General features: G+C 62.3%; 25 protein-coding genes. 17 read left to right on the forward strand and 8 right to left on the reverse strand.

Annotated features, from left to right (window positions below; translation table 11 throughout):
* Positions 1-37 precede the first annotated feature (37 nt).
* Positions 38-1,177, forward strand: a complete 1,140-nt coding sequence (locus AYX22_RS03500; protein ID WP_207596137.1) for a phosphatase domain-containing protein — start codon at positions 38-40, stop codon at positions 1,175-1,177.
* 3 nt (positions 1,178-1,180) lie between these two features.
* Here AYX22_RS03500 and AYX22_RS03505 read toward each other — a convergent pair whose 3' ends face one another.
* Positions 1,181-2,887: a PHP domain-containing protein gene (locus AYX22_RS03505; protein ID WP_242703506.1), complete on the reverse strand. Its 1,707-nt coding sequence runs from the start codon at positions 2,885-2,887 to the stop codon at positions 1,181-1,183.
* Between the two features lie 122 nt (positions 2,888-3,009).
* Positions 3,010-4,050 carry a DUF4073 domain-containing protein gene (locus AYX22_RS03510; protein WP_207596139.1) on the reverse strand — a complete coding sequence of 347 codons (1,041 nt, stop codon included), beginning with the start codon at positions 4,048-4,050 and terminating at the stop codon, positions 3,010-3,012.
* A 281-nt stretch (positions 4,051-4,331) separates the two neighbouring features.
* Here AYX22_RS03510 and AYX22_RS03515 point away from each other — a divergent pair, with 281 nt between their 5' ends.
* Positions 4,332-5,876: a CoA-acylating methylmalonate-semialdehyde dehydrogenase gene (locus tag AYX22_RS03515; protein WP_207596140.1), complete on the forward strand. Its 1,545-nt coding sequence runs from the start codon at positions 4,332-4,334 to the stop codon at positions 5,874-5,876.
* Between the two features lie 13 nt (positions 5,877-5,889).
* Here the strand turns inward: AYX22_RS03515 and AYX22_RS03520 are convergent, their stop codons facing one another.
* Positions 5,890-7,419 carry a PucR family transcriptional regulator gene (locus AYX22_RS03520; RefSeq protein WP_207596141.1) on the reverse strand — a complete coding sequence of 510 codons (1,530 nt, stop codon included), beginning with the start codon at positions 7,417-7,419 and terminating at the stop codon, positions 5,890-5,892.
* A gap of 127 nt (positions 7,420-7,546) precedes the next feature.
* Here AYX22_RS03520 and AYX22_RS03525 point away from each other — a divergent pair, with 127 nt between their 5' ends.
* Entirely contained in the window at positions 7,547-8,875 is a 1,329-nt protein-coding gene (locus AYX22_RS03525; protein ID WP_207596142.1) for an aspartate aminotransferase family protein, read from the forward strand.
* 120 nt (positions 8,876-8,995) lie between these two features.
* Complete coding sequence (locus AYX22_RS03530) at positions 8,996-9,451, forward strand: DUF1801 domain-containing protein (RefSeq protein WP_207596143.1); 456 nt, start codon at positions 8,996-8,998, stop codon at positions 9,449-9,451.
* Between the two features lie 31 nt (positions 9,452-9,482).
* Here the strand turns inward: AYX22_RS03530 and AYX22_RS03535 are convergent, their stop codons facing one another.
* Complete coding sequence (locus AYX22_RS03535) at positions 9,483-10,619, reverse strand: AI-2E family transporter (RefSeq protein WP_207596144.1); 1,137 nt, start codon at positions 10,617-10,619, stop codon at positions 9,483-9,485.
* 401 nt (positions 10,620-11,020) lie between these two features.
* Here AYX22_RS03535 and AYX22_RS03540 point away from each other — a divergent pair, with 401 nt between their 5' ends.
* The 13 genes from AYX22_RS03540 (at position 11,021) to AYX22_RS03600 (ending at position 22,407) form a co-directional block, all read left to right on the forward strand.
* On the forward strand, positions 11,021-12,067 hold the full coding sequence (locus tag AYX22_RS03540) for a saccharopine dehydrogenase (protein ID WP_207596145.1): 1,047 nt from the start codon (positions 11,021-11,023) through the stop codon (positions 12,065-12,067).
* Positions 12,064-12,678: a TetR/AcrR family transcriptional regulator gene (locus AYX22_RS03545; RefSeq protein WP_207596146.1), complete on the forward strand. Its 615-nt coding sequence runs from the start codon at positions 12,064-12,066 to the stop codon at positions 12,676-12,678. Before AYX22_RS03540 ends, AYX22_RS03545 begins: the two co-directional genes overlap by 4 nt.
* The gene (locus AYX22_RS03550; protein WP_242703507.1) at positions 12,675-13,979 is read left to right on the forward strand and encodes an alpha-L-fucosidase; all 1,305 of its coding nucleotides are present in this window, start codon (positions 12,675-12,677) and stop codon (positions 13,977-13,979) included. The genes AYX22_RS03545 and AYX22_RS03550 overlap by 4 nt, the downstream gene beginning before the upstream one ends.
* 397 nt (positions 13,980-14,376) lie before the next feature.
* On the forward strand, positions 14,377-14,931 hold the full coding sequence (locus AYX22_RS03555) for a sigma-70 family RNA polymerase sigma factor (protein WP_207596148.1): 555 nt from the start codon (positions 14,377-14,379) through the stop codon (positions 14,929-14,931).
* Positions 14,928-15,830 carry a hypothetical protein gene (locus AYX22_RS03560; protein WP_207596149.1) on the forward strand — a complete coding sequence of 301 codons (903 nt, stop codon included), beginning with the start codon at positions 14,928-14,930 and terminating at the stop codon, positions 15,828-15,830. The genes AYX22_RS03555 and AYX22_RS03560 overlap by 4 nt, the downstream gene beginning before the upstream one ends.
* Positions 15,831-15,901: 71 nt before the next feature.
* Positions 15,902-16,327, forward strand: a complete 426-nt coding sequence (locus AYX22_RS03565; protein ID WP_207596150.1) for a CoA-binding protein — start codon at positions 15,902-15,904, stop codon at positions 16,325-16,327.
* Between the two features lie 84 nt (positions 16,328-16,411).
* Positions 16,412-17,284: a polysaccharide deacetylase family protein gene (locus AYX22_RS03570; protein ID WP_242703508.1), complete on the forward strand. Its 873-nt coding sequence runs from the start codon at positions 16,412-16,414 to the stop codon at positions 17,282-17,284.
* A 50-nt stretch (positions 17,285-17,334) separates the two neighbouring features.
* Positions 17,335-17,745: an MmcQ/YjbR family DNA-binding protein gene (locus AYX22_RS03575; RefSeq protein WP_207596152.1), complete on the forward strand. Its 411-nt coding sequence runs from the start codon at positions 17,335-17,337 to the stop codon at positions 17,743-17,745.
* 96 nt (positions 17,746-17,841) lie between these two features.
* A complete protein-coding gene (locus AYX22_RS03580) occupies positions 17,842-18,468 on the forward strand; it encodes a hypothetical protein (RefSeq protein ID WP_207596153.1) in 627 nt (208 codons plus the stop codon).
* A gap of 176 nt (positions 18,469-18,644) precedes the next feature.
* Positions 18,645-20,054, forward strand: a complete 1,410-nt coding sequence (gene ngcE / locus AYX22_RS03585; protein ID WP_089593576.1) for an N-acetylglucosamine/diacetylchitobiose ABC transporter substrate-binding protein — start codon at positions 18,645-18,647, stop codon at positions 20,052-20,054.
* Positions 20,055-20,059: 5 nt separating this feature from the next.
* Positions 20,060-21,076 carry a sugar ABC transporter permease gene (locus AYX22_RS03590; RefSeq protein WP_242703509.1) on the forward strand — a complete coding sequence of 339 codons (1,017 nt, stop codon included), beginning with the start codon at positions 20,060-20,062 and terminating at the stop codon, positions 21,074-21,076.
* The gene (locus AYX22_RS03595) at positions 21,076-21,969 is read left to right on the forward strand and encodes a carbohydrate ABC transporter permease (protein ID WP_026541797.1); all 894 of its coding nucleotides are present in this window, start codon (positions 21,076-21,078) and stop codon (positions 21,967-21,969) included. The genes AYX22_RS03590 and AYX22_RS03595 overlap by 1 nt, the downstream gene beginning before the upstream one ends.
* A gap of 117 nt (positions 21,970-22,086) precedes the next feature.
* On the forward strand, positions 22,087-22,407 hold the full coding sequence (locus tag AYX22_RS03600; RefSeq protein WP_207596155.1) for a putative quinol monooxygenase: 321 nt from the start codon (positions 22,087-22,089) through the stop codon (positions 22,405-22,407).
* 57 nt (positions 22,408-22,464) lie between these two features.
* Here the strand turns inward: AYX22_RS03600 and AYX22_RS03605 are convergent, their stop codons facing one another.
* Genes AYX22_RS03605 through AYX22_RS03620 form a run of 4 tightly spaced genes read right to left on the reverse strand, consistent with a single transcriptional unit; the run spans position 22,465 to position 25,520 of the window.
* On the reverse strand, positions 22,465-22,989 hold the full coding sequence (locus AYX22_RS03605; RefSeq protein WP_207596156.1) for a flavin reductase family protein: 525 nt from the start codon (positions 22,987-22,989) through the stop codon (positions 22,465-22,467).
* Position 22,990: 1 nt separating this feature from the next.
* Positions 22,991-23,362 carry a cupin domain-containing protein gene (locus tag AYX22_RS03610; RefSeq protein ID WP_207596157.1) on the reverse strand — a complete coding sequence of 124 codons (372 nt, stop codon included), beginning with the start codon at positions 23,360-23,362 and terminating at the stop codon, positions 22,991-22,993.
* Positions 23,363-23,364: 2 nt separating this feature from the next.
* Complete coding sequence (locus AYX22_RS03615; RefSeq protein ID WP_207596158.1) at positions 23,365-24,837, reverse strand: 4-hydroxyphenylacetate 3-hydroxylase N-terminal domain-containing protein; 1,473 nt, start codon at positions 24,835-24,837, stop codon at positions 23,365-23,367.
* Positions 24,837-25,520 carry a DUF2848 family protein gene (locus tag AYX22_RS03620; RefSeq protein WP_207596159.1) on the reverse strand — a complete coding sequence of 228 codons (684 nt, stop codon included), beginning with the start codon at positions 25,518-25,520 and terminating at the stop codon, positions 24,837-24,839. Before AYX22_RS03620 ends, AYX22_RS03615 begins: the two co-directional genes overlap by 1 nt.
* Between the last annotated feature and the right edge of the window lie 10 nt (positions 25,521-25,530).

A 25,530-nucleotide genomic window follows, 5' to 3' on the forward strand; every position in this document is an offset into this window, starting at 1 on the left:
GCATGAAACTCGTCGGCAGCCGTGGAAGACTGGACGCATGTCTCCCCGTCCCATGAAACCGCGACCCCAATCCCATGCCGTTGATAGTCAAGGCAAACCGCAGAGCAGCGGGCGGCGCCACCTCGCGCTGAGGCTCGACGACGCGTGGCTTGGTTTTCAGACACGTCTTGCCATTCGGCGTGGCCGGGTGGAGACCGTGATCCCGTACACCGGCTATGGCTCCACATCCTGGGTTCGGGTGTTGGCGCGCGTAGTCCGCAGTGATCCCAGGGATGCGGCAGGCCACGCCAAACCGCTGCAGGAAAGCATGCGTGGTTGGCGCAACTTCACGAGTGCGCCCGTGGCAAACGCAGCCGTGCAGGTGACGATTGCAGGGACCGTTCACGAGGTGGTCGCCGACCGTGGAGGTGTGGTGGACGCGCGGATTCCTGTCGTTCTTGACGCCGGCTGGCACACCATCACCCTCCGGTCCGGGGAATCGCGGATCGTGGAGGCTCCCGTGGAGATCGTCGCGGACGATGCCGACTTTGGAGTGGTGTCCGACATTGATGACACAGTGATGGTGACCGCCCTGCCGCGTCCCTTCCTGGCCGCTTGGAATACGTTCGTCCTTAACGAGCACGCCAGGACCCCGACGCCAGGAATGGCCGTGTTGTACGAACGGATCGCCCGGACGGCGCCGTCTGCGCCGGTGCTGTATTTGTCTACCGGAGCTTGGAACGTCGCTCCGACGCTGTCGCGGTTCCTCTCCCGTAATTTGTATCCCGCGGGTCCTAAGCTGCTGACTGACTGGGGCCCCACTCCTGACCGCTGGTTCCGCAGCGGCCAGGAGCACAAGAGGAACTCCCTTGAGCGACTCGCGGAAGAGTTCCCCCACATCAAGTGGTTGTTGGTGGGCGACGACGGACAACATGACGAAGCCATTTACTCGGAGTTTGCCCAGCGTCATCCTGAGAACGTCAAGGCCATCGCCATCCGACAACTCTCTGCCGGTGAAGCGGTGCTTGCGGGTGGTCGTTCAAAGTCCGGCGGCCAGCCGACACCCGGCGTGCCGTGGATTTATGCTCCGGATGGCGCAGGAATGTCGGCCCAGCTTGAGGAGTTGGGCGTTATCCGCAGTGAGGTCCGTTCGGCCGATGACCCTGAGGAAGGCGAAGTGGGCACGGCATCGCAGTGATGACTACACGACGTCGATGAACACCGGGTTGGCGTAGAACCAGGTGTCCGTCCACGGATCAGCATCCCCGAGGTTGTCACCGTGCCGGATGGGGCCGGCGGGGTCTACGGATGCGCCGTAGTATCCAGCGCCGTGCCGGTTTCCATCACTCCCGCGAAGACGGAAGTAGCAGGACTTTTGGACGTCCTTGATGACGTGCCTGATGGTGAACGTGCCGGTGCGGCCTGAAACGTCCAGCTGCTTCCATACAGTGGTTCCCGGCGCCTTCAACGTGTCGCGATCCGTCACAGCACCGGTCACAGCGCCGCCGATCACATCCACATGGGCGAGTTTCGGAAGAATCCCCGCAAAGTTGCGGTAGTCCGTCGTCGTAATGGTGATGGAAATTTCGACGTCGGCGCCTCGCCGAACCTGCAGCCGGGAACCGAGGGTGACCCCGTTGCGTCCGTTGCTGTTGCCTGCGCCATTGCCGCGGACTTCGCGGACGCGGACATCCAACCCTTGCAGCAGGTGTCCGTGGTCCACCCACATGCGTCCACGGCGCATGGCTTCCAATACGCCGGTGTAGGAGCGCTCGGTGACACCGGTGTGCAGGCGGCTGAATTGGCCGGGCCAGTAGTCGCTGCCGCCCTGCTTTTCGCCGGCGTCGAACGGGTCCGGCCGTTTGCCGGTGACGGACCACCGGTCGAACTCGTTGGGCAGGCTGAGATAGGGCTCCTCGGCCGGGTACGGTCCGGTCTTCCACGTGTCCTTGACCGTGAGGTGGTTGTCCGAGTTGGACGTGATCCAGAACGGCAGGCCCTCGGCGAGCATGGAATCCCATACGCCGCCCACTGTCGCCGTGGCCCAGTCGAAACCGCCGTAAGGTCGGAACGCGTCTGCCGGGTACCCGGGGAAGCTGAACTGGGTGGGGTTGTTGGTGTACTCGCCGCGCTGGTCTCCGGCCCTGGAGAACTGGCTGACTCCCGAGCCTTGGGCCCCGGGTGCACCTTCCATGCCGATCATGACGTCGCGGGCGGCATCGCGCCAGGCGCGGAGCTCATGCGGGGAATCGATGCCCAGGCGCATGGGGTGGTTGGCCAAAGCCACCACGTCCTCGATGTAGCCTGAGCGCTTCTGGTTGGCCAACCAGGCGATGGCTTCCACGGCCTTGCGTTCAAAGGTTTCCACTTGAGCCGTTCCCGGCGTCGGTTTTTCCCACTGGTTCAGCTTGCCGTCCCACACCAGTTCGAATGTGCGCAGGAGGTTCACTTCGTTGGGCCCCGGTGCCACCAGCACCGAAGCGTGCTCCGCACCCGGGATGTACCACTCGAGTCCTTGGAAAATCAGTAGCTCAGGACGTGCTGCACGCTGCGCCTTGATTTCCTTGTTGGCATTGACTGCGCCGCCGTTGTTGGCGTGGCCGAAGTTGCTGTGTTCCGTTAATGCCAGCCAGTCAACGCCGTAGGCCTGCGCGGTGTCCAGCTGCTGCTTGATCATGTACTTCGCGTCGTGGCTGTACTGCGTGTGGACGTGGTGGTCACCCACGAGCCACTTCAGTTGGGGGTCGTTCCCGCCCGGGTTCGCCATCGCCGGCCGGGCCGTGGCAGCCGTGGCAGCGGTGCCTGCGGCTATGATGCCGGCCGACTGCAGGATGCGCCGGCGGCTCAGCCCCATGCTCCTTAGTTCAGCATCGGCCAGCTTCACACTCTGGCTGTGGGTGGTCGTCATTTCTTCTCCAGTGCACATAGCGCTTCCCTCTGTCGATTCCGATCCCCCCAGCGGGATCACAGTAGGGAAGCTGGATGGCACGAAGGTTAACCGGGCGGGAACGATTGGGGGAGGCGGTCCGGCTAGAACAGCGGAATCTGAACTTCCTTGATCCATTCGCCCCGGCGGTAGTCGCGGGCCCTGACTACTACGCAGTCGTTGTAGACCTCAACTTGCAACCCGCTGGCTTCCCGGCCATCCAAGGCGCGTTCACCGCCCGCGCCATTGTCCTCCCAGAGCGTCTGGACTGCGCCGGTGTTGATGACTTGGAATCCCTGCAGGTTGCCCGTGCCTGGAACCGTGCGGCGAACTTCCCAGTCAGCCAACTGAAGCGCCCAATGGGTGTGGGCCGTGAAGACGAAGACGTTCTTGTATTTGCCCAGGATGCCCAGTAGCCGATCCGCCTGAAGGTAGTCGTTCTTGTACAGGTTGTTGCGGGTCCCAGAGACCGTGTCCGGGAACGGGTGGTGGGTGAAAACCATGACAGGTTTTCCCTTGCGGGCCCAATAAGCCAGACGCTGCTCGAGCCAGGTGATCTGCTCCTCGCTGAGCCAGACCTCGTCCCACAGCTTCGCATCGTGGTAATGCATGTACTTCTCGGTACCCAGGATCAGTCCCGGCACGCCTCCAAGGTCAATTTCGGCGTAGACCTTGTCCCGACCGGTGAAGGTGAAGAAGCTTTCGAAGAGCGAAGCTTCAGTAGTTCCGTTGGGCCATGTGGCCTGGGCGAGCGTGGTGGGATTGGAGTACTTCGGGACGTAGAACTCATGGTTGCCGATGGCCCAGTGGACGTTGGAAGCGTGGGTGTTGGCATCCAGCACTTTCCGCACGGCATCGTACTCAAAGTCGTAGCCCCGCGGCGTGATGTCTCCGTTGACCACCAGGCCTGCGCTTCGCTTGCTCGGATTGGTACTTTCGATGTCCTTGAGCGCGAGGTCAAAATCGGCCAGATCGCCCTGGATATCGCTGATGACCGTGAAGACTGTGGCCTTGCCGGAGGGGCGGTTGCTGCCGTGTCCATTCTCGGAGGCTTGCGCGGGAGATGCGACGGCGGCCGTGGCCCCGATGGTGGCCAACCCTGCGATTGATGCTGCGATGGCAGAGCGGCGGCTGGGGGAAATCATGATGGAACCTTTCATTCATACGGGATGCGTTGACCCTCAGAAGGTAGATTCGTCCGGTGAATTGCGGGCAAAGGAACCATGGCCAACTTGTCATGACAGGTTGGCCGTTTGGTGACCTTTAACGGAGGGTGAGCCGATCTCCGGCGGCAAGCGCGGCTCCAAGTTGTATAGCCAAGGGTCTGAACACCTCGTGCTTCCCTGTACATATGTCGACCGCGTGGACGATTCTTCGCTCAATGTCGTGCCCCTTACTGCCGGACCCTTCCCTACGGTTGAACCAGATGCTTCACATCGATCCCGTCGGCAGAGAAGAGTACGCAGTGTCTGAAATCAACGAACTCCAGGTGGTCCCGCACTGGATCGGGGGCGCTGAGGCGCCGTCGGCCGGGGACCGCACGGCCCCCGTCTTCGATCCCGCCCTTGGCCGGGAAACCAAGCTGGTCAACCTTGGCAATGCCGAGGACATCGAGTCGGCCATCGCCTCGGCGAACAAGGCTTTCCCGGCGTGGCGCGACATGTCGATCACCAAGCGCCAGCAGATCATCTTCCGCTTCCGGGAACTGCTGAACGAGCGCAAGGGTGAACTCGCGGAGATCATCACCTCCGAGCACGGCAAAGTGATCTCCGATGCCCTCGGGGAAATCACCCGCGGCCAGGAAGTCGTGGAACTGGCCACCGGCTTCCCGCACCTCATCAAGGGCGAGCATTCAGAGAATGTCTCCACCGGCGTCGATGTTTACTCCACCAAGTCGCCGCTGGGCGTGGTGGGCATCATCAGCCCCTTCAACTTCCCCGCCATGGTGCCGCTGTGGTTCCTGCCGATCGCCATCGCGGCCGGCAACACCGTGGTGCTGAAGCCGAGCGAAAAGGACCCGACGGCGGCTAACTGGCTCGCTGCACTCTTCACCGAGGCGGGACTTCCGGATGGGGTCTTCAACGTCCTGCATGGAGACAAGGAAGCCGTGGATGGACTGCTGGAGCACCCGGATGTGAAGGCGATTTCGTTCGTTGGATCCACCCCGATCGCGCAGTACATCTACGAGACCGCGGCCCGCAACGGCAAGCGCGTCCAGGCTCTCGGCGGTGCCAAGAACCACATGCTGGTCCTGCCCGACGCCGACCTCGAACTGACTGCCGACGCCGCCATCAACGCCGGCTTCGGCTCCGCCGGCGAACGGTGCATGGCCATCAGCGTGGTGGTCGCCGTCGAGCCTGTCGCCGATGCCTTGATCGAGAAGATCACCGCCCGCATGTCCACGCTCCGGATCGGCGACGGACGCCGCAACTGCGACATGGGCCCACTGGTCACCCGCCAGCACCGCGACAAAGTGGCCTCCTACATCGACGTGGCCCTCGAGGACGGCGCCAAGGTTGTGGTGGACGGCCGCGGCATTGAGGTGGACGGCGACCAGAACGGCTTCTGGCTCGGCCCCACGTTGATCGACGACGTCCCGGTCACCTCGCGCGTCTACACGGAGGAAATCTTCGGCCCGGTCCTGGCCGTTGTCCGCGTCAAGAGCTACGAAGAGGGCCTGCACCTGATCAACTCGGGCGCCTTCGGCAACGGCACGGCCATTTTCACGAACGATGGCGGCGCCGCCCGCCGCTTCCAAACCGAGGTGGAGGTGGGCATGGTGGGCATCAACGTGCCGATCCCCGTGCCGGTGGCCTACTACTCGTTCGGCGGGTTCAAGGACTCCATCTTCGGCAGTTCGAAGGCTTACGGTCTGCATGGATTCCAGTTCTTCACCCGCGAAAAGGCCATCACCTCACGCTGGCTCGACCCCAGCCACGGCGGCATCAACCTCGGCTTCCCCCAGAACTAGAGGGGAGTGGGGGCTAACGCTCTTCCAGGAACTCGACGGCGGCGAACAGTTCCAGCCTGTCGCGCAGGCTGTCCAGGTTGAGTCCCAGGACGGTGCCCGCAGTATCGATCCGGTTCCTGAGAGTGTGCCGGTGGATCCCCAACTGCCGTGCCGTCCGATCCCAGACGCAGTTGTTCGCCAACCACGCCGAAACTGTTGGCAGCAGCTGGGTCTGTTCGGTTTCGTCGTGCTTGGCCAACGGCTGAATGAGTCGCCGGGCAACGGATCCGGCTTCATCGCTGTGCAGCAGGCCCAGCATCCCGCCCCGGGAGATTTCCTCGAAGGCCACAAGGGGGCGGGTGAGTTCCCGAGCCCTTTGCAGTGATCGCTCTGCTTCCTTCAACGCCTTGGCGAGGTGAACGAAGTCCGTCTCCACCGACGTGCCCGCCGTTGCGCCGTACCGTTCCAGGAGGACTGTGACCTTTTGTTGGAGTGCCGGACCTGCCAGCACCACGATGTTCTCGTTCCGTTGGGCGTAGAAGACGGCGCCGCGGTGGTCGTCCGACAACAGTTCCAGCGCCTCCAGGAGGTTCTGTCCTTGCCCGGGAGGTTGGGCCATGGTCACCACAACGGGGTCGGCGGGCAGCCTGCCCCAGACCTGGCGGGCCGTGCGCTCGGCAACATCCGTGCTTCCTGCCAGCAATTGCTCGAAAACGCCTGCACGCAGGTGGCGGCGTGCGGTATCGAGGGTGCGCGTTTGCTCCAGGGCGAGGCTGGCCAGCGCGATCACACTGTTGATGATGTCGGTGCGGGCCGGATCCAGGGGTTCGATGGCACCCAGGACCAGCACTCCGCGCAAATGATGCCGGCGGCCCAGCGTCTGTAAGGTGATCTGCTCGCCGTCGACCGTCAGTTGCGAGACCGATCGCGAGCCTTGGTCCAAGGATTTCCGTACGGCATCCATCACGCCGGGCATGATCGACGACGGCACGGGACGGTTGTTGGGCATCAGGATATGGTTTCCCGCAGCGTCGAACATCGCCACCCAGCCATGCAGCTGCCGCTCAAGCTCGGCCAGGATGGAGCGCAGTCCGTCGGGACGCAGGGCAGCCCGCGCGATGGCCCGTTGTGCTTGGAGCGACCATTCGGACCGTGCGTTCTGTTCCCTCGCCAGCAAATCTGCAACGAATCGAATGACAGCGATGAACGGCGTCCTGTCGGGGACCTCCAGTAAAGGCAATGCGTGGTTGCGGCACGCCTCTACCAGGCCTGGTGGCAGCACCCCGTGAATCACTTGGGTGGCGAAACCGAGGCCGCTGATCCCATGCTTGACCAACCGCGACACGTAGTCGTTGTAGAGCGCCACGGGACCGTCGCCCACCGGGAACTGCGTTCCGTCTGTCAGCAGCAGCTGCCCGGGATCGAGGAACGGCGTGGGATCGTCAAGATCGGAACTGTGGACCCAGGACACGGACGCTTCCAGCGCAGGATCACCTGCCTTCGGGGTCACCAGCCTCAGGTTCAATGAGCTGTTGCGAAGGATGGTGTTGATGGTTGGCGGCATGCTCAGGCACTCCTTGGAAAAAAGTAGTTCCACACCCTGCCAACTATACAAATGTCCTGAGGTGGTGATCTGTTCAAAAGTTCAAGATGAAGGGGAAGCCCCACCCGCCCTTTCGAGAGGACCCTCAATGTCTCCCACCCGGACCGCCCTGGCTGTTCCCACCTCCAACGCAGAGGTTGCCGCGCTGGACACTGGCAATGTCTTCCACTCCTGGTCAGCCCAGAAGACGCTGAAGCCGATGGCCATAGCCGGTGGTTCCGGCAGTACTGTCTGGGACCACGACGGCAGGACATATCTGGATTTCTCCAGCCAACTGGTCAACACGAACATCGGCCACCAGCACCCGCGCCTCATCGAAGCCATCAAGCAGCAACTGGACACGCTCACCACGGTTGCTCCCGCGCATGCCAATCACACCCGCGCCCTGGCGGCCCAGAAGGTCCTGTCCCACGCGCCGTCAACTATGGACAAGGTGTTCTTCACCAACGGAGGTGCGGACGCCAACGAGAATGCCATCCGCATGGCCCGCTTGCACACAGGGCGGGACAAGGTCATCTCCCGTTACCGCTCGTACCATGGCAACACCGGCGCGGCCATCGTGGCCACGGGAGACTGGCGCCGCATCCCCAACGAATACTCCCGCGGACACGTCCACGTCTTTGGGCCGTACCTTTACCGTTCCGAGTTCTGGGCCGAGACTCCGGAACAGGAAGCGGAGCGCGCCCTGCAGCACCTGCGCCGCACCATTGAACTGGAAGGTCCGCAGTCCGTTGCCGCTGTGCTCCTCGAGACCGTTCCCGGGACGGCCGGCATACTGCTCCCGCCGCCTGGCTACCTCGAGGGCGTTCGTGCACTCTGTGATCAGCATGGAATCGTCCTGATCCTCGATGAGGTCATGGCCGGCTTCGGACGCACCGGGGACTGGTTCGCCCTGGATGCCTTCAACGTCAGGCCCGATCTCATCACCTTCGCCAAGGGCGTCAACTCGGGCTACGTCCCGGTAGGCGGGGTCGTCATCAACGAGGACATCTCGGCCACCTTTGACGAACGGGTTTTCCCTGGCGGCCTCACCTACTCAGGTCATCCGCTGGCTGCGGCCTCCATCGTTGCCTCGATCGAGGCTTTCGAGGAAGAGAACATCGTCGGGAACGCGGCCCGGATCGGCGCAGATCACCTCGAGCCCGGCCTGAATGCCCTGGCTGCCAAGCACGACGCCATCGGTGAAGTCCGGGGCCGTGGTGTGTTCTGGGCACTCGAGCTCGTGGAGGACCGCCAGACCCGGACGCCGGTCAGTTCGGCTTTCATGGGCAAGCTCAAAGCCGAACTGCTCCACCGCGGACTGTTGCCCTTCATCGCCGACAACCGCGTGCACGTGGTGCCTCCCGCCGTCGTGACTCCCGAAGAAGTACGCCAGGCGTTGGCGATCTACGACGACGCCCTGACCGCTGTCAGCTGACGGCTTCCCTTCGACCCGCCGCAACCCCAACTGAGCAGTTTCGGAGAAGTTTTCGTCCCGCTGGCACCGTAACTTGGGGGTTAACCGCACAGTTACGCAGGACAGAAGAAGGAATCCACCATGGCTGAGACCGGAACAACCGACAAGACCAAGTCCTACGACGGATTTACGGAGGAAGAGCGCGCGGCGATGAAGGAGCGTGCGCAGGAACTGAAGAAGGCTCCGCGCAAGAAGGCGTCCAAAGCCGACGGCGAGGCTGACGTCCTGGCCAAAATCGCTGAGATGCCCGAGGGGGACAAAGCCATGGCCGAAGCGCTTCACGCGATCGTCAAGGAGCATGCGCCCGAGCTCACGCCCAAGACCTGGTACGGGATGCCGGCCTACGCCAAGGACGGAAAGAACATCCTCTTCTTCCAAAGCTCCCACAAGTTCAAGGCCCGTTACGCCACGCTCGGGTTCGAAGAAAACGCCAAGCTTGACGACGGCGACATGTGGCCCACCTCGTTTGCCCTCAAGGAAATCACGCCGGGGGTCGAGGCAAGGATCGTGGAGTTGCTCAAGAAGGCGCTCGGATAATCACGGGCTTCCGGGGCCCTCTTCCTTGGCCCTAAGCCGGTTGGCTGTTGACCGGCGGCAGATCCGGATTCATGGGTTCCAGGTCCGGATCTTCTGCCGTCCATACCTGCACAATGGCCCATGCGACCGCCGCAATGGGAACCGACAACACTGCGCCGATGATCCCGGCGAGGATGGTGCCTGCCGTCAGCGCCATCAGGATGACCAGTGCGTGCAGTTCCAGGGACTTGCCCATGACCACTGGCTGAAGGAAGTCACCTTCAAGTTGGTTGACGGCGATCACTGCGATCACGACGATCAGCGCCACGATGGGGCCGTTGGCGACAAGCGCGACCAAAGCTGCCAGGATCCCGGCGACCGTCGCCCCAACCAAGGGTATGAAAGCTCCAATGAACACGATGATTGCCAAGGGGATGGCCAGCGGCACTTGGAGGATGAGCAGGACCGTGCCGATCGCTACCGTGTCCACCAACGCAACGATCGCCGTGCCCCGGACGTAGCCGCCCAGAACCTCCATGGTTCGCTTTCCAACCCGGCGAAGCTTGGCTTCCCTCAGTCCGGTGAAGGGTCGCAAGAAGAACTCCCAGATCTTGGCGCCGTCCTTGAGGAAGAAGAACAGGATCACTACCACCAGGCTGGCGCCGGCAAGGAACTCCGTCACCACCGATAACCCGGTAACCGCCCCGGAACGTACCTGACTGCTCTGGGCAAACTCCACTGCCGCTTCACGTGCCTGGTTCAACTGCTCCCGATCGATGGGAAACGGCCCGGTCAGCAGGAAGTTCTCCAACTCATCCAGTCCGGCCGCGGCCTGGCTGATCAGTTCGTCCCACTGGCTGCGCACCGACAGGACGATCACCGTGATGACCCCGCCGAGCACTATCAGGAGGCCCAGGAAAGCGACGCCGGTGGCCAGGCCGCCGCGCCAGCCGCGCCGTCGAAGCATATTGACGAATGGCCCTATGGCCGCCGCCAGGATCAGGGATATGAGCACCGGGATGACGAGCAGGCGGATTTGAAGCAGCCCGAAGATCGCCACCACCGTCAGGGTCAGAATGAGCAGTACCTGCGCTGCCCGGACGGACGCGCGGCCCAAGGAGTCCTTCCAGGGGTCGGGCTTGCGTTGCTTGCGGACGGAAACGGGCGCTGTTTCCTCGTGTGCCGTCATGGGGGCTCCTGTTCGTTCGCATCGGTCAACCGACCTGATCAAACATAAGCCTACTGACTAATGCCCTTTCCTAGTGTGCCGGATCGGCTTCCTAGTGCGTCGGATCGGGGTGCGGTGGTACCGGACCTGGGTCGGGAACCGGCGATGGCCCGGGTGTGGGGTTTGGATCCGGAATAGGGCTGGGTGGAAACGGTGTGGTGGGGTCCGGTGGCGGTGGCACCGGACCCGGGTCCGGGGGGAATGGCTCGGGCTCGTGAGTGGGAGGAAGGGTCATGATCTCTCCTTTGCGTACGCGGTGTAGTGCTCCGGGCAGATGCTTGCAGCCTACTCCCCGTTGCGTGGCAGCTATAGGGTTTCCAGCGTTTGTGAATTTCTAGGTCAAATGACCTAAAGTGAGTGTCATGAATGATCTCCTTGAATCTGACCCCACCGGTCCCGTCCTGATCGTCGGCGGCTACGGCACCGTCGGTACGGCCCTCACACGACTCGCCGGTACCCAATGGCCATTGCTCCTCACAGGCAGGAATCCGGACCGCGGCAGCCACCTGGCAAGCGGAAATGTGACCCTCGAAAGGTGGGACCTCAGCCGCCCGGAACCCTTCGAAGCCAAGGTCAGGGCGGTGATCAGCACTGTCAACGACCCCGACGACAGAGTTCTCCGCGCTGCCGTCAGCGCCGGCATTCCGTACGTCGACGTCACCCGCTGGACCAGCCGCGTCACCAGGGCAGCCACCCTGGCAACACTCCTGCGGCCCACTGCTCCTGTATTGCTGAGCTCGGGCTGGATGGGTGGCGTGATCAACATCGTGGCAGCAGCCTTGGCCCAGGACGCGGGCGGCAGTGACCAGATTGACGTCGCCATCCGTTACGACATCAACGACAGCGCTGGAGTTGATTCAGTGGACTTCATGGACCGGCTGGGACTGGACTTTGAAGTACGCAAAGGCGGTAAGGCCGCCGTCGTACGTCCGTTGAGCGACACCCGCTGGGTAGACATTGCCGGGCACCGCACCAAGGTGGCACGGCTCGACACTCCCGAACAGTTCACTTTGCCGCTCACCCTTGGTGCCGGATCGGTGGCAACCCGGATTGGGTTCAGCTCCAATACGTCCACGACGGCGTTGCTCGCCGCACGTGCGGTGGGACTGTTCCGCTGGGGGAGTGGGGAACGGTGGACGCCGCTGCGACGCTCCCTGTTGTACTCGCCCGGCGCGGGCGGCACGGCCCACATCCGTGTTGACGTGAAAGGACCGGGGACAACACGAACGGCCGTCATTTCAGATCCGCAGGGACAGGCCCATCTGACCGCGTTGGGCGGATTGCTGGGGCTGCGCGCAGTTCTCGCGGAGGGTGCGCGGCCCGGTGTTTCCTTCCCCGAATCCGCGCCGGATCCTGCATCCCGGCTCGCGGAACTTGAATCGCACGGTGTGACAATATTGAGGTCATGACCGAAAGCAAGGGCGCCCTCAGGAAGGCTGCGCTCCTTGACGCTGCTGAAGAAGTATTGGTCACCAAGGGCAACGCGAACGCTGCAATGCGGGACTTTGCCGCTGCCGCAGGGGTGCGGATCGGACATCTGCAGCACTACTTTCCAACCCGTTCAGACCTTATCCGCGCCGTCCTTGAGCGAGCTCTGGAGCGCTCGCTGCGGCGGCTTGAGGAGACAGCCGGGTTCGACCTCGGCTCAGACGCGTCAGGCACGTTGTCCCGGGACGATTCCGGCCGTCTGCTCACCGCGCTGCTTCTGGAGCATTCGGAGTTGGCTGATGTAAGGATGCACTTGGAGATTTGGGCACTGGCCGCCTCGGATGATCAGGCGGCCGGTGCTCTGCGGTCTTTTTACCACCAATACGCTGCGCACGTTCAAGGTGTTGTCCGGCGGGGCCGGCCGGAACTGTCGGAGCCGTCCCTGAGGGGAGTGGCGGCCGCTATCGTCAGCCTCTTTGAGGGAGCGGCCGTGACACGATCCGACATCGCGGGGCTACGAACCGAACAAGGCGATCATGCCATCATCCGCACCGCGCAGTGGTTGATCCACGGACAGGAAACCGCCCAGTGAACCACCTGACGCCCACGCCCGCGCAGCTTCGCTGGCAGCAACTCGAATTCGGCGCCTTCATCCACTTCGGCATCAATACCTTTGCCGGCAAGGAGTGGAGCGACGGCACCATACCGCCGTCGAAATTCAACCCCACAGAACTCGACGCCGGCAGCTGGGTTCGTGCGGCCAAGGAGGCGGGCGCGAGGTACTTGATCCTCACTGCCAAGCACCATGACGGATTCTGCCTCTGGCCCACGGCGACAACTGACTACTCCGTCGCGTCCTCGCCCTGGCGCGGTGGGTCAGGGGATGTTGTTCGCGACGTTGCCGGGGCCTGCGCAGAACAGGGCGTCGGACTGGGGCTCTACCTGTCGCCCTGGGACCGGAACGCGGGCTGTTACAGCGATCCCGCGGCCTACGACGACTTCTACGTCCAGCAGCTCACGGAACTCTGTACCAGTTATGGCCCGCTTATGGAACTGTGGTTCGACGGCGCGGGTTCAGTGGGCCGCGAGTACGACTGGGAACGGATCATCGCTGTTGTTAAGGAGCACCAGCCGGAAGCCATGATCTTCAACATGGGCCAGCCCACCATCCGCTGGGTAGGCAATGAGAATGGGCTGGCGTCGGACCCCGTGAACTACGTGGTGGACCGCACGTCCGACACCCAGTACACGGAGTCCAGCTCAGGGCTGGGGATCGAACACTATCTACCGCCGGAGTGCGATGTTTCCCTTCGCCGCGGCTGGTTCTGGCACCCGGACGACGAGCCCAAATCCACCGAACACCTGCTGGCGATTTATTACCAATCGGTGGGAATGGGGGCGAACCTCCTGCTGAACCTTCCTCCAGACACCCGGGGGCTGCTTCCGGAGCAGGATGTCGCGAGGCTCCAGGAGTGGAAGACCGAGCTGGACCGTCGCCTCTCCGGTGCGGTTGAGGCCACTATTGACCATCACGACGGCGGAGCGACCCTGAGCTTCCCTGCTGCCGTGACGTTCAACCATGTGGAACTCGCGGAGGACCTGAGTTCGGGGCAACGGATCACTCAGCACACGGTGTTTGGTGATGACGGCGTTGGGGGAGCGAGGCTTGATGGTGGAGCGGGGCTTGTTGAGGGGCAGACGGTGGGGCACCGACGCATTCACCAGATGCCCGTTGTCACCGCAAAAAGGTTGCACGTGAAACTAAGCGGTAAGGGTGGCGGCGGCCGCCTTAGCTCAGCGCGTGTCTACACCGGAGCGCTGGATGCCGCAGTGCCGATGATTCCCGAAGGCTACGAAGCCCCCACGGACGCGCCGGACCAACAGCCCAACTAGGTAACAGTAAATGTCCCATTGAGCGCTCACTGGGACGTTTACTGTTACCTAGTTGGGAGCCCGGCTCTTCCCACGCCGACCCCCAGAACATGATGCAGGGAGGTAGCAACAGCTGCCCTCAAAAAGTTTTCAAAAAAACTCTGTACCTCGCGTAACCCTTTGGCGTCCTTGGTCGATTACGTCTGTGAAAGGGCCGAGCTGGAATTTGTCCCCCATCATGTTCCAGCTCGGCTCTTCCTTGTTCGGAGGAGTTGTCCAAAGTAGTTTCCCGGACAAGCGGGTCCTCCCTGGGGATGGCCCGGCAGAGCAGATACCCTTGGTGGGGTTGTCCGTCGTTCAACACGGGTGACCTGGCTGGAAAGCCACGGACCTGCCGCCGATCGAAAGTCCCACAATTGTGACCGACGCGTTGACCGACGAAGCGCTTCATGCGCTCAAGGGCAATACCGCGGAACTGTTCAGCGCCGTTTACCAGGCCTACGCGGGCCAGGTTCTCGGATACCTGACGGCCAAAGGCGTGCCCGATCCTGAAGCAAGTACGCAGGACGTGTTCCTGGCGGTGTTGCCGCGGCTCGATGACCTCAGTGGTGGCGTCAATGGCTTGCGGACTTTCATTTTCTCGGTGGCCCATGCACGGATGGTGGATGAGCACCGGAAGCAAAACCGGGCGCCGATACAGCACGAGTTCGAGCCCGAACGGGACACGCGCGAAACGAGTTCTGCAGAGGCCGAAGCTTTGTCCAGGCTGGCGCCATATGAGGTTGCGGCGCTTCTGGACAACCTGGGCGAGGACCAGCGTGAGGTCCTGCATCTCCGCATCGTGGCCGGCCTGACGGTTGAACAGGTAGCCGACATCATGGGGAAAACTGCTGGCGCAGTCAAGCAATTACAGCGCCGGGCCCTCATTGCGCTCCGTGAGCATTCGGCAGTAAAGGAATATGTGTCGCCATGACATGCAGGGATACAGAACGCGAAGCGATCGTGGACGAGTTACTGCTCGACGCCGGACTCGCCGACGCTTCAGACATCCGCCAAGCGCTGGTTTCGCTGGGTACCTTCGCCAACCTTCCGGCTCCCGCTCCCAGCCCGGAACTCGCTGCCATGATCGCCGGCCCGCACGATGAACTGTCCAAGCGTCGCTGGCGTCACAAGCACCGGACAACAGTAGTCAGCATCGCGGTAGTGGCTGCAATGGGACTTGGGGTGAGCGGCGTCGCCGCGGCCAGCTCGGGATTCACCCGGAACCCTTCCTTCATTGACCAGCTCATCAGCAATTTCCACCCCCGGCCATCAATCGCGGCACCCGAACTGCCATCGCCTGACGCTCCCAGAGTCACTACGGAACCGGCTCCTGCTGCAGACCCCGCGGCGATTCCACCTTCCTCGGAAGCGGCAACCATTCCACTCCCCGCGGCTGCTGATGCCGACAATGTGGCACAGGCACAGGCACAGGCACAGGCACAGGCACAGGCGCAGGCGCAGGCGCAGGCGCCCGACGCCGTCCCGGCAGTTCCAGTACCTAAACCTGCCGACGCCGGCGCTGCCCACGCCGGCGCTGCCCAGCCGGGCGCTGCCGACGCAAGCTCTGCCCATCCAGGAACTGCCAAGCCGAACAAATCACTTGGCGGCGCAGCCCAAGGGCCGCAGGCCAAGGAAGACCAGTTCGGGCGGCAGAGCGCGGATACCCCTAAGGCTGAAGCGTCAAAAACCGACACCGGAAAGCCGGCAAAGCCCGGGCTCAGCAGCAAGCAAGGAACGTTGCTTCCGGCGCTGTCCGACAAGCGCACCGCAGAACAGTTCCAGCCCGTGACGGACCAGTGGAAGAAGTGGCTGAAGCAGGGTCACCGCTAGACACCCGCCATCTGGGCGCAGACGCAGAATTTCGGCCAGAAGGCCCGTCGGCGGGCAGGTAGTCTGGGGGGATGATGCATGTCAACGATCCTGACGTCGTGGAACGCTTGATGCGAACAAAGGGCACCTGGGCCATCGTCGGTCTCAGCACCAACCAGTGGCGTTCCGCGTATGAGGTCTCGCTCTATGTCAGGGACACCATGGGCATGGAAATCATTCCCGTAAATCTCAAGGGGGAGGACGTGCACGGCGAGAAAGGGTACCCAACCCTTGCGGATATTCCGGCAGCCAGGCATCCCATCGACGTTGTTGAGTGTTTCGTCAACTCCCAGCGCGTTGGCGCGGTGATCGACCAAGCGATTGCGATCGGCGCCAAGGCCGTGTGGCTTCAATTGGGCGTATTCGACGACGAAGCTACCCAGCGTGCCAAGGACGCGGGGCTCGAAGTGGTAGTGAACTCCTGCCCGGCGCGCGAAGGCTGGCACTACGGCTTGTGATTCCAGGCCCGGTTCCTCTGTTAGATTTCAGCTGAATCAATTCTTGAGTCTTGGGGGACAACCATGTTCGGCGGCCATTCTGCGGTGTCATTTTCCACTCCCAGCAGGCGGGCCGCTTTCGGCATCCTTGGCGCTTCCGTGGTGGCCGGCCTGACAGCTTGTACAGCAGCGGAAAGTTCGACGCCGGCGCTGACGCCCACTGGAGCCGCCGGGTCGCCCGAGGCGCCGGGGCAGAACGGTGCACTGGGGGTCGGAGGCGAGGTTCCGACGTCGTCCGCTTCGACGACGCCGACGCCTAGCACAACGCCCACCCCCACCAAGCGCATCCGGCGCACCTTCATTCCGGACTACCAACTCCCGCCGATCGTGGGCGGCCTGGCGCCAGTGATCAGCAAGATCGAGACGAAGCACCCGGTGGTGTTCCTGACCATCGATGACGGCAACATCAAGACGCTTGAATCCGTGAAACTGATGGCGGAGTACGACTACCCCGCGTCACTGTTCCTCACCAAGGACACAGTGGCGGACAACCCGGCTTTCTTCAACGCCTTCAAAGCCCAGGGCAGCCTGATTGAGAACCATACGGTCACGCACAACATCAACATGGTCCGGCAGTGGGGTTACCAGCAGCAGGTCAACGACATGGTGGGAATGCAGGAGTACGCGTTCCAGCACTACGGCCGCCGGCCCACGCTCTTCAGGCCGCCTGGAGGGGCTTACTCCAACGTGATGCGGCAAGCCGTGGCGGCGTCGGGCATGAAGGCGATCGTCACCTGGGAAGCCAAGGCCAACGCGGGCAAGATGGACTATCAGGTGGGGAACTCCCTGCGCCCGGGGGACATTGTGCTCATGCATTTCCGAGCCGAATTCGCCGCCGACCTCGCTGCTTTCCGTGCGGCCCAGTTGGCTGCGGGGCTGGAAGTAGTGCTGCTGGAGGATTTCCTGGGCGTGGCGTAGGCAGCGGCGTAGACGTGGCCCCGCGCCCGGAGCGCCAGTAGGCTCGCTTCATGGACGTTTCCACCCTCCGCGACATCTGCCTGGGCTTTCCGGGCGCCTTTGAAGACTTCCCCTTCGGGCCTGAGACGTCCGTGTTCAAGGTACGGGCCGCCGTCGCCGGGGGTGCCCGCCACGAGGCGAAGATGTTCGCCCTTTCCACGATGGATCCGGACAACTGGTCCGTGAGCCTCAAGTGCGAGCCCGCATTGGCAGAGCAGCTCAGGGCGGCAAACCCTGAAATCACGGGTGCCTGGCACATGAACAAGACCCATTGGAACGGTGTTCGCCTGGATGGTGGCCTATCCGACCAAATGGTGCGGGACATGGTGGAGGACTCTTATGACCTGGTGGTGGCAACGTTGAGCCGCAAGCAGCAGGAGCAACTGGGCTGGGCCCGGCTCGCAAAGCCGCAAGGCAACTGACACGCCCGCGCACACCCTCCCCACGGCGCTGACATGGGGCTAGATTGATACTGCATACCTAAAGACCTCAGCCATGGGCTGGTCAGGAGCGGTTTGATGCTGGATCAGAAGACACTGGACCACTTATGGAACTTTCGCGATCCGGCTGCCTCGGAAGCCAGATTCCGTGCCGCGATGATCGAGGAAATGTACGACGCCGACGAACGTGCTGAGTTGGCAACCCAGCTTGGGCGGGCCATCAGTTTGCAAGGACGCTTTGAGGAAGCCGATGCGCTGCTGGACGACATCGACGACGACGAGCCCACCGTAGGCGTGCGCATCCTCCTGGAGCGCGGGCGGGTTTTGAACGCCGGCGGACGTCCCGCCATGGCTGTTCCCCTCCTGGAGCAGGCTGCCGAGTTGGCGGACCACCTTGGTGAGGAATTCCTGGCCGTCGATGCACTCCACATGCTCTCGCTCGCGGATGCCGCGCACGCCGAGGTTTGGATGCGAAGTGCCCTCGAATATGCCTCGACAGCACGTGATGAGCGGACCAAGCGCTGGATGATTGCTTTGCACGTTGGCCTCGGGACGTTTCTGAGGGGTAAAAAGCGGCTCACGGAGGCCATGGTGGAGTTCCAATTGGCCGAACAATGGGCGGAACGACTGGGATCCGAGGGGCAGAAGGCGTTGGCCCGGGAAGCCATCACGGAGTGCGGAAAAGCCCTCGCCGAAGGACCATAGAAAGATCACGCTTTGACATATGTTGATCGAAACTGCCGCGAAATATTGATTTTCGATCATTCGTGGTGAATTATGTCACAGAAGGTTGGTGCTGCCAGAGCGCCAACCCAGACTGTCTGACTGACCGGCTTTTCCGCCGCAACAGTCGACACTACGAGTCACTGGAGGGTTTAGAAATGAACGTTCAGCACCAGTCCGTCGGTCGCCGTGGATTCCTGCGCGGAGCACTCGCTGCAGCCGTGCTCGTGCCCATGGGGGGAACCATTGCTTCATGTGCCGCAGGTGGCGGCACCACCACCGCCGGCCCCACAGGCACTGTCTCCGACACCAACCCGTTCGGCATGGCAGACAAGTCCACAGTGGACGCCGTGATCTTCAAGGGCGGCTACGGGATCGACTACGTCGAGTTCGCAGGCAAGGCCTTCGAGAAGGCGCATGAGGGTTCCACGGCCAAGATCTCCCCGTCCACGGATATCGCCCAGGAACTTCAGCCGCGCTTTGTCGGTGGCAACCCGCCGGACCTGATCGACAACTCCGGCGCCAAGGCCATCGGCTTCAGCACCATCCTTGCCCAGCTCGAGGACCTCACCAGCGTTGTGGAGGCCAAGAACCTTGAAGGCAAGGTCATCAAGGACACCCTGTACACAGGCGTACTGGCTCCGGGCACATTCGACGGCAAGCTTGCTGCACTGAACTACGTCCTGACCGTCTTTGCCGTGTGGTACTCCGACTCCCTGCTCAAGGAAAACGGCTGGACCGTTCCGAAGACCTGGGATGAGATGTACGCACTCGGCGAGCAGGCCAAAGCCAAGGGCAAGTACCTCTTTGTCTGGGGCAAGGAAGCTGCCACGTACTACCAGGAACTGGCCATTGCCTCTGCCATCAAGGAAGGCGGCGACGACGTTCGCCTCGCCTTGGAGAACCTCAAGGCCGATTGCTGGTCGCACCCGGCCATCCAGTCCGTCTTCACGGCCCTGGACAAGATCGTCAAGGCCGGCTTCTTCAAGCCCGGCGGTTCCGGCACCCAGTTCACGGCCGCCCAGGCACAGTGGAGCAACGCCCAGGAGGCTGTGTTCTACCCCTCGGGTTCCTGGATCGAGAACGAAATGAAGGACCAGACCAAGGCCGGCTTCAACATGATGGGTGCCCCGGCCCCGTCCGTGAGCGCCAGCCCCAAGATGCCGCAGACAGCACTTCACAGCGCTGCAGGCGAGCCGTTCATTGTTCCGAGCCAGGGCAAGAACGCCGCCGGCGGCAAGGAGTTGCTCCGGATCATGCTCTCCAAGGAAGCTGCCACCAACTTCGCCAAGACCAAGCTTGCTCCCACCATCGTCAAGGACACCGTCCCGGCCGATGGATTCGGGTCCACAGCCCTGGTTTCGCAGACGAAGATGCTCAGTGACGCCGGCGAGAACATCTACACCTGGAACTTCATCGACCTCTACGGCACCAACAAGGACCAGCTGGTGGTTTGGAACACCTTCCTGGACGGCAAGTCGGACGTCGCAACCCTCACCTCGGCACTCCAGAACATCACCGACAAGGTCCGCAATGACAGCTCGGTCAAGAAGATCGAAGTGAAGTGACGTCAGTGAAAACTCAGCAGAGCCGGAACGACGACGGCCTGGCCGCCGTCGTTCCGGCGCCGGCTCCACCGCAAGTGATTAAGCGGCGGCGGAAGCCGTTGACGTGGGACAAGGTCAGTTTCTTTGCCGTCTTCCTCGGACTGCCGTTGGCGATCTACCTCTTGTTCGTCATTTGGCCGTTCATCCAGGCCTTCGGTTATTCGTTGACGGACTGGTCCGGTTTTTCGCCGAACCAGAACTTCATCGGCCTTGAAAACTATGTGAAGATCTTCACGGACGACATCTTCATGAAGGCGATGTCCAACAACATCGTCCTGGTGATCTTCCTCCCGATCATCACCATCATCCTCAGTTTGGTCCTTGCCTCCTTGGTGACAGTGGGTGGAAGCAGCAAAGGCCAGATCAAGGGCCTGCGCAATTCCAGCTTCTACCGCGTGGTCTCGTTCTTCCCGTACACCATTCCCGCTGTGGCCATTGGCATCATGTGGGGGCAGATCTACGATCCCTCCGGTGGACTGCTGAACGGCATCCTCACCGGATTGGGCCTGGACCAGTTCAAGGACTTCGCCTGGCTGGGTGACAAGAACACCGCAATGATCGCCACGATGTTCGTGATTGTGTGGGGCTTCGTAGGCTTCTACATGGTCCTGTTCGTCGCCGGCATCAAAGGCATTCCTGCGGAGCTTTTCGAGGCCGCCAGGATCGACGGCGCGGGCCGCTTCCGCACCGCAGTGTCCATCACCATCCCGCTGATCCGCGACAACATCCAGACCGCCTATATCTACATGGGCATCCTGGCACTGGACGCGTTCGTCTACATGGCCGCGCTGAACTCCGGCGGTGGTCCGGACAATTCCACGTTGGTCATGGCACAACAACTGTTCTTCACGGCTTTCAGCAAGGGACAGTTCGGTCTCGCCAGCGCCATGGGCGTTGTGCTGGCCATTGCCACGCTGATCTTCTCCGGACTGGTGTTTTTGGTCAACCGGCTCACCGGCGGCGATAAGGATGTGAGCCTGTAATGAGTACCAAAGTCTCAACCCCGGAAATGAAGTCACTGCACTTCCAGCCCCGGACCCCGGCAACCACGAAGGGCGACAAAGTGGTGGGAGCGGTGTCCCACACCGCGCTGACCATCTGGACGCTGATCGTTATCCTGCCGCTCCTGTGGACGTTCATGTCCTCCTTCAAGACCTCCAGCGAGATTTTCGCTTCACCGTTCGCTTTGCCTGGTGAATGGAAGCTGGACAACTATGTCAAGGCCTGGAGCGAAGCCGGCATCGGCAGCGCCTTCCTGAACTCGATCATCGTTGTGGCCGCAGCACTGGTGATCGTCATGGTCCTCGGTGCGATGTGTGCCTACGTCCTGGCCCGGTACACCTTCCGGGGCAGCAGGGCCATCTACTACCTGATGCTCGCCGGGCTGACGTTCCCGATCTTCCTTGCCATGGTGCCGTTGTTCTTCGTGCTGAAGAACATGGGACTGCTGAACACCCTGCCGGGCCTGATCCTGGTGTATGTGGGCTTCGCGCTTCCGTTCACGGTGTTCTTCCTCTTCTCCTTCTTCAAGTCTCTGCCGCACGAAATCACCGAAGCAGCAGCGCTTGACGGCGCAGGGGAGTGGAGGACGTTCTTCCAGGTCATGTTGCCGATGGCCAAGCCGGGCCTCGCCTCGGTTGCCATCTTCAACTTCCTGGGCCTTTGGAACCAGTTCCTGATTCCGGTGTCCATCAACGCCGCCGGCCCCCGGGTCCTCTCGCAGGAACTCGCGGCCTTCGCCGGCCAGATGGGCTACGCAGTGGACTACGGCGCGCTGTTCGCAGCCGTCAGCGTTACGGTCATCCCGGTGCTCATCGTCTACGTGATCTTCCAGCGCCAGCTGCAGGGCTCCGTTTCGCAGGGCACGTCCAAGTAGTTCAACCAAGCCAAAGACAGCGTTCGACGGCGGTCGTCACCTGAGGTGGCGGCCGCCGTCGGGTTTAACTTCTGTAAAGATGGAACGGATCTGTAGTGCAACGAAAGGCAGCAGCCCGTGATCTTTATTGTGGTCAAATTCAACGTCAAGCCTGATTGGTCCGAGCGCTGGCTGGACCTCGTGGCTGACTTCACCGAAGCAACCCGTGCTGAGCCGGGCAACCTCTGGTTCGACTGGTCCCGCAGCGTGGATAACCCCAACGAGTTCGTGTTGGTGGAAGCCTTCCAGGACGATGCCGCCGAAGCCCACGTCAACAGCGCCCACTTCAAGAAGGCCATGGCGGACATGCCGCAGGCCCTCGTGGAAACTCCGCACATCATCAGCCGCCAGTTCGAAGGCAGCGGTTGGGACCGCATGGGCGAGTTGACCATCGCCTAGCCAAAACAAACGTGGTGCCCGGTTCAAGAAACCGGGCACCACGTGTTTAAGGACTGCTCAGAACATCCAGGGGATCTCGGCATGGCCGAAGTCGCTGAACGAGCCGAAACGTCCCGCCTTGAACGCCAGCACCTCGCCGTCCCGGTCCCGGCACGTGGTGACCTGGCCGAAGAAGACCTGATGATCGCCGACGTCGTACTGCTGCACCACACTGCAGTCCGCCTGGGCGAGGGCGCCCTTGATGACCGGAAGGCCACTGTCTGTGACGTCGAAATCGCCGTCGCCGAAGCGGTCCCCGCCACGGACGGCAAACCGCCGGGCAACTGACTCCTGCTTCGCGCCGAGGATGGACACCGCGAACTTGCCGCTTTCCATCAAGGCCTCGCCGGTCCGGGTGCCGAAGTTCAGCGAGATCATCAGGATGGGTGGTTCAAGGCTGATGGACGTCAGCGAGCTGATGGTCATCCCGTACTGCTCGTCCTCGTGCTGGGTGGTGACCACAGCGACGCCGGTGACGAAACGGCCCATGGCGCGGCGCATCCCCATGGCGTCGGGGATGGTGAAGGCTGGTGCCAGGCTCATGTCAGTTGCTCCGCTCCGCTGGTACCGGATCCGTGTAGTACCGGACTTCGAACATCTTTGCGCCATTCTCTGAGATCCAAGGACCGTGCTCCATTCCAGGAGGACGGGTAGCCCAGTCTCCGGCTTTGAAAGTCCTGCCGAGGCGCTGGTCCACGAACGAGCCCTCGAAAATGAAGACCTCTTCCCAGAAGTCATGCGTGAGGACGCCGTTGGGGGAAGTATCCGTGCCGGGCTCGAACTTGAGGATCCGGGTAACGCTGTCGTTGTCGGAATCCCGGGCAAGGACCGCCTCGGACAGGCCCTCGATGTGCGGGGTGCAGGGTGCGAAGTCCACCGTCGATACGGGAGTGAACTCGAATTCGGGCTTTGCCATGGTCAGATCCCCTCCGCTGCCGTGGTGCCGTCGATGCTGTAGGAGCCCAGGAACGTGTCCAGCTCCGCAACCAGGGCGTCGTAGCCGTAGTTCCGGTAGGTGTAGGCGCCGCGGACCACGAAGGGCGCACCGGCGTAGAACATTTCGTACTGCTGATGGCGGCCGGCGAACTCGGAACCGATGATGTCCCAGGCGAGCTTGAAGAGCTTGACGCGTTCCTCGCTGCTGACGCCGGGCGACTGGACGTAGCGTTCCATGTCCGGCCGGGTCACGCTGCTGGTCATGTCGGCAATGCTGGACGGCAACTGCAGGACGCCGCCACCCACCAGGTCCCTCAGGATCGAGATCACGCGGGGGTACGTTTCGGACTGCAAGCCCATGGCCCCGTACAGAGCGCTCTTTCCCGGGACCCTCATGCCGGCGTCGTCCGTTGTTGCCGTGTATTCCGCGGCGAGAACCGCCGACTCAACGGACTGCACGATTGCAGCGAGTTCGCCGAGCTTCTCCTGGACGCCGGGGATCTTGTCCGTCCCGTTCACCTGCGTCACTTTGCGGGCCACCGAGGCGATGAACTTGAGCTTGGTGGAGAACCGGATCTGGGCCTGCCAGTTGCCCAGGGCGTGGGCGCCGGTGTCGAAGAACTGGCGGCGCAAGGTGTCGATGTTCCGGTTGATGAACACGCGGTCCCAAGGAATGAGCACGTCATCGAAGACCACCAGCGCGTCAGGTTCGTCGTATTGGCTGGTCAGCGGGTAGTCGAAGTCGCTGGTAGCGGCCGGTGCGAACGGGCGGCGGCAGTAGAGCTTCAGTCCGTCGGTGGCCACGGGGAGGGCGAAGCTGACGGCGAAGTCCACGTCGTCCGGGCCCAAGGGCTTGATGCAGGTGACGAAGACTTCGTCGGCGATCGCGGCGCCCGTGGCGAGCATCTGTGAGCCGCGGACAATAATGCCCTCCTCGGTTTCACGCACGACGCCGACCTGCAGGTATTCGCCTTCCCAACCGGACGCTGTGGTTGCGCGGGAAACCTGCGGGGGAATGATCGCGTAGGAAAGGTACAGGTTCTCGGACAGGATCCTCTTGTAGTACCGTTCAACGTTCCCGGCGAAGTCACGTTCCTCATTCTTGAAGACGTCCGGGTGGGAACCGAACGCGGCGAAGAACGTCCCCACGTGATCGGGGCTGCGGCCTACCCAGCCGTGGGTGTGCTTGGCCCACTTTTCGATGGCCTGGCGGCGCAGGACGAGCTCTTCCTGCGTGCGGGGGGCGGCGAAGGTCCGGTTGGCCGGTCCGTCGATCTCCTCGGAGTGGAATTGCATTCCGTTGGCGGGATCGGCTGCGATGTCGAACAGCTCGGACATGGTCCGGGCAACCTTCGCGAAGGCCGGGTGTTCCAGGACGTTGCCGACTACCTCGCCATCGAGGATCACCGTCCGGCCGTCGTTCAGGGACTTCAGATACTCATTTCCGGTCCTCATCAGAGTGAGCCTTTCTTCATTTTGTAGTTATGTTCAATGGTGGTCCCATTCGGGAAGGAGAGCTCCAACTTCCAGGAAGTTCCGTCAACAAACTTCCCGTTCAGCAGTGGCAGGGTGCCCCCAAGGCACATGAAGTCGGCGTCACCGATGTCGGTGCGTGCGAGGAGGCGCTCGACGACGTCGGCCGGCTTGCGCAGGCCGCTCAGCGAACCCTCCTGGTACAACTCGCCGTCCACCCACGAGCGTGCGGTGCACTGGTCGAGGTCAAGGTCTTCCAGCGACTCCACCTCGATGACCTCTGCTGCGACAGGCTTGGGACAGGCGCGCTTGGAATCGCCGATGTCCCGGGCTTCAATGTCCCGGTCCGTGTGGTCTGAGCCGATACCGAGGTAGTACTTGCCGTTGTGGCGGATATAGAGAGGCTCGATCTCACCGGAGGTCAGGTTCTCCGAGGTGTCATGCTCGCCCGCCGTTTCAAACAGATCCGAGTCCATCCGATAGAACATGGGGACCTCTGGCGGTGGAGCCACCCCAATGGCTGCCAGTTCATCGATGTGGTGCTGTACTGCTTTCGGATCCCGGCCTGTGTAACCTGCCACCACACCGTGGAAGTCCGTGACCATGATGGTCTTCTCTGTGCCCACTACCCGGAAGGTGAGGGGGACTTGCCTTGTTGTTTCCATTCCGTCTCCT

Origin of the sequence: Arthrobacter sp. D5-1 (assembly GCF_017357425.1) — a bacterium.
In the GTDB taxonomy this organism is placed as follows: domain Bacteria; phylum Actinomycetota; class Actinomycetes; order Actinomycetales; family Micrococcaceae; genus Arthrobacter.

Bases quoted from the DNA above. Each gene is read 5' to 3' on its own strand.
- AYX22_RS03500 (WP_207596137.1), top strand. From the start codon at position 38: ATGTCTCCCCGTCCCATGAAACCGCGACCCCAATCCCATGCCGTTGAT.
- AYX22_RS03505 (WP_242703506.1), bottom strand. From the start codon at position 2,887: ATGACGACCACCCACAGCCAGAGTGTGAAGCTGGCCGATGCTGAACTA.
- AYX22_RS03510 (WP_207596139.1), bottom strand. From the start codon at position 4,050: ATGATTTCCCCCAGCCGCCGCTCTGCCATCGCAGCATCAATCGCAGGG.
- AYX22_RS03515 (WP_207596140.1), top strand. From the start codon at position 4,332: ATGCTTCACATCGATCCCGTCGGCAGAGAAGAGTACGCAGTGTCTGAA.
- AYX22_RS03520 (WP_207596141.1), bottom strand. From the start codon at position 7,419: ATGCCGCCAACCATCAACACCATCCTTCGCAACAGCTCATTGAACCTG.
- AYX22_RS03525 (WP_207596142.1), top strand. From the start codon at position 7,547: ATGTCTCCCACCCGGACCGCCCTGGCTGTTCCCACCTCCAACGCAGAG.
- AYX22_RS03530 (WP_207596143.1), top strand. From the start codon at position 8,996: ATGGCTGAGACCGGAACAACCGACAAGACCAAGTCCTACGACGGATTT.
- AYX22_RS03535 (WP_207596144.1), bottom strand. From the start codon at position 10,619: ATGACGGCACACGAGGAAACAGCGCCCGTTTCCGTCCGCAAGCAACGC.
- AYX22_RS03540 (WP_207596145.1), top strand. From the start codon at position 11,021: ATGAATGATCTCCTTGAATCTGACCCCACCGGTCCCGTCCTGATCGTC.
- AYX22_RS03545 (WP_207596146.1), top strand. From the start codon at position 12,064: ATGACCGAAAGCAAGGGCGCCCTCAGGAAGGCTGCGCTCCTTGACGCT.
- AYX22_RS03560 (WP_207596149.1), top strand. From the start codon at position 14,928: ATGACATGCAGGGATACAGAACGCGAAGCGATCGTGGACGAGTTACTG.
- AYX22_RS03565 (WP_207596150.1), top strand. From the start codon at position 15,902: ATGATGCATGTCAACGATCCTGACGTCGTGGAACGCTTGATGCGAACA.
- AYX22_RS03575 (WP_207596152.1), top strand. From the start codon at position 17,335: ATGGACGTTTCCACCCTCCGCGACATCTGCCTGGGCTTTCCGGGCGCC.
- AYX22_RS03580 (WP_207596153.1), top strand. From the start codon at position 17,842: ATGCTGGATCAGAAGACACTGGACCACTTATGGAACTTTCGCGATCCG.
- ngcE (WP_089593576.1), top strand. From the start codon at position 18,645: ATGAACGTTCAGCACCAGTCCGTCGGTCGCCGTGGATTCCTGCGCGGA.
- AYX22_RS03595 (WP_026541797.1), top strand. From the start codon at position 21,076: ATGAGTACCAAAGTCTCAACCCCGGAAATGAAGTCACTGCACTTCCAG.
- AYX22_RS03605 (WP_207596156.1), bottom strand. From the start codon at position 22,989: ATGAGCCTGGCACCAGCCTTCACCATCCCCGACGCCATGGGGATGCGC.
- AYX22_RS03610 (WP_207596157.1), bottom strand. From the start codon at position 23,362: ATGGCAAAGCCCGAATTCGAGTTCACTCCCGTATCGACGGTGGACTTC.
- AYX22_RS03615 (WP_207596158.1), bottom strand. From the start codon at position 24,837: ATGAGGACCGGAAATGAGTATCTGAAGTCCCTGAACGACGGCCGGACG.
- AYX22_RS03620 (WP_207596159.1), bottom strand. From the start codon at position 25,520: ATGGAAACAACAAGGCAAGTCCCCCTCACCTTCCGGGTAGTGGGCACA.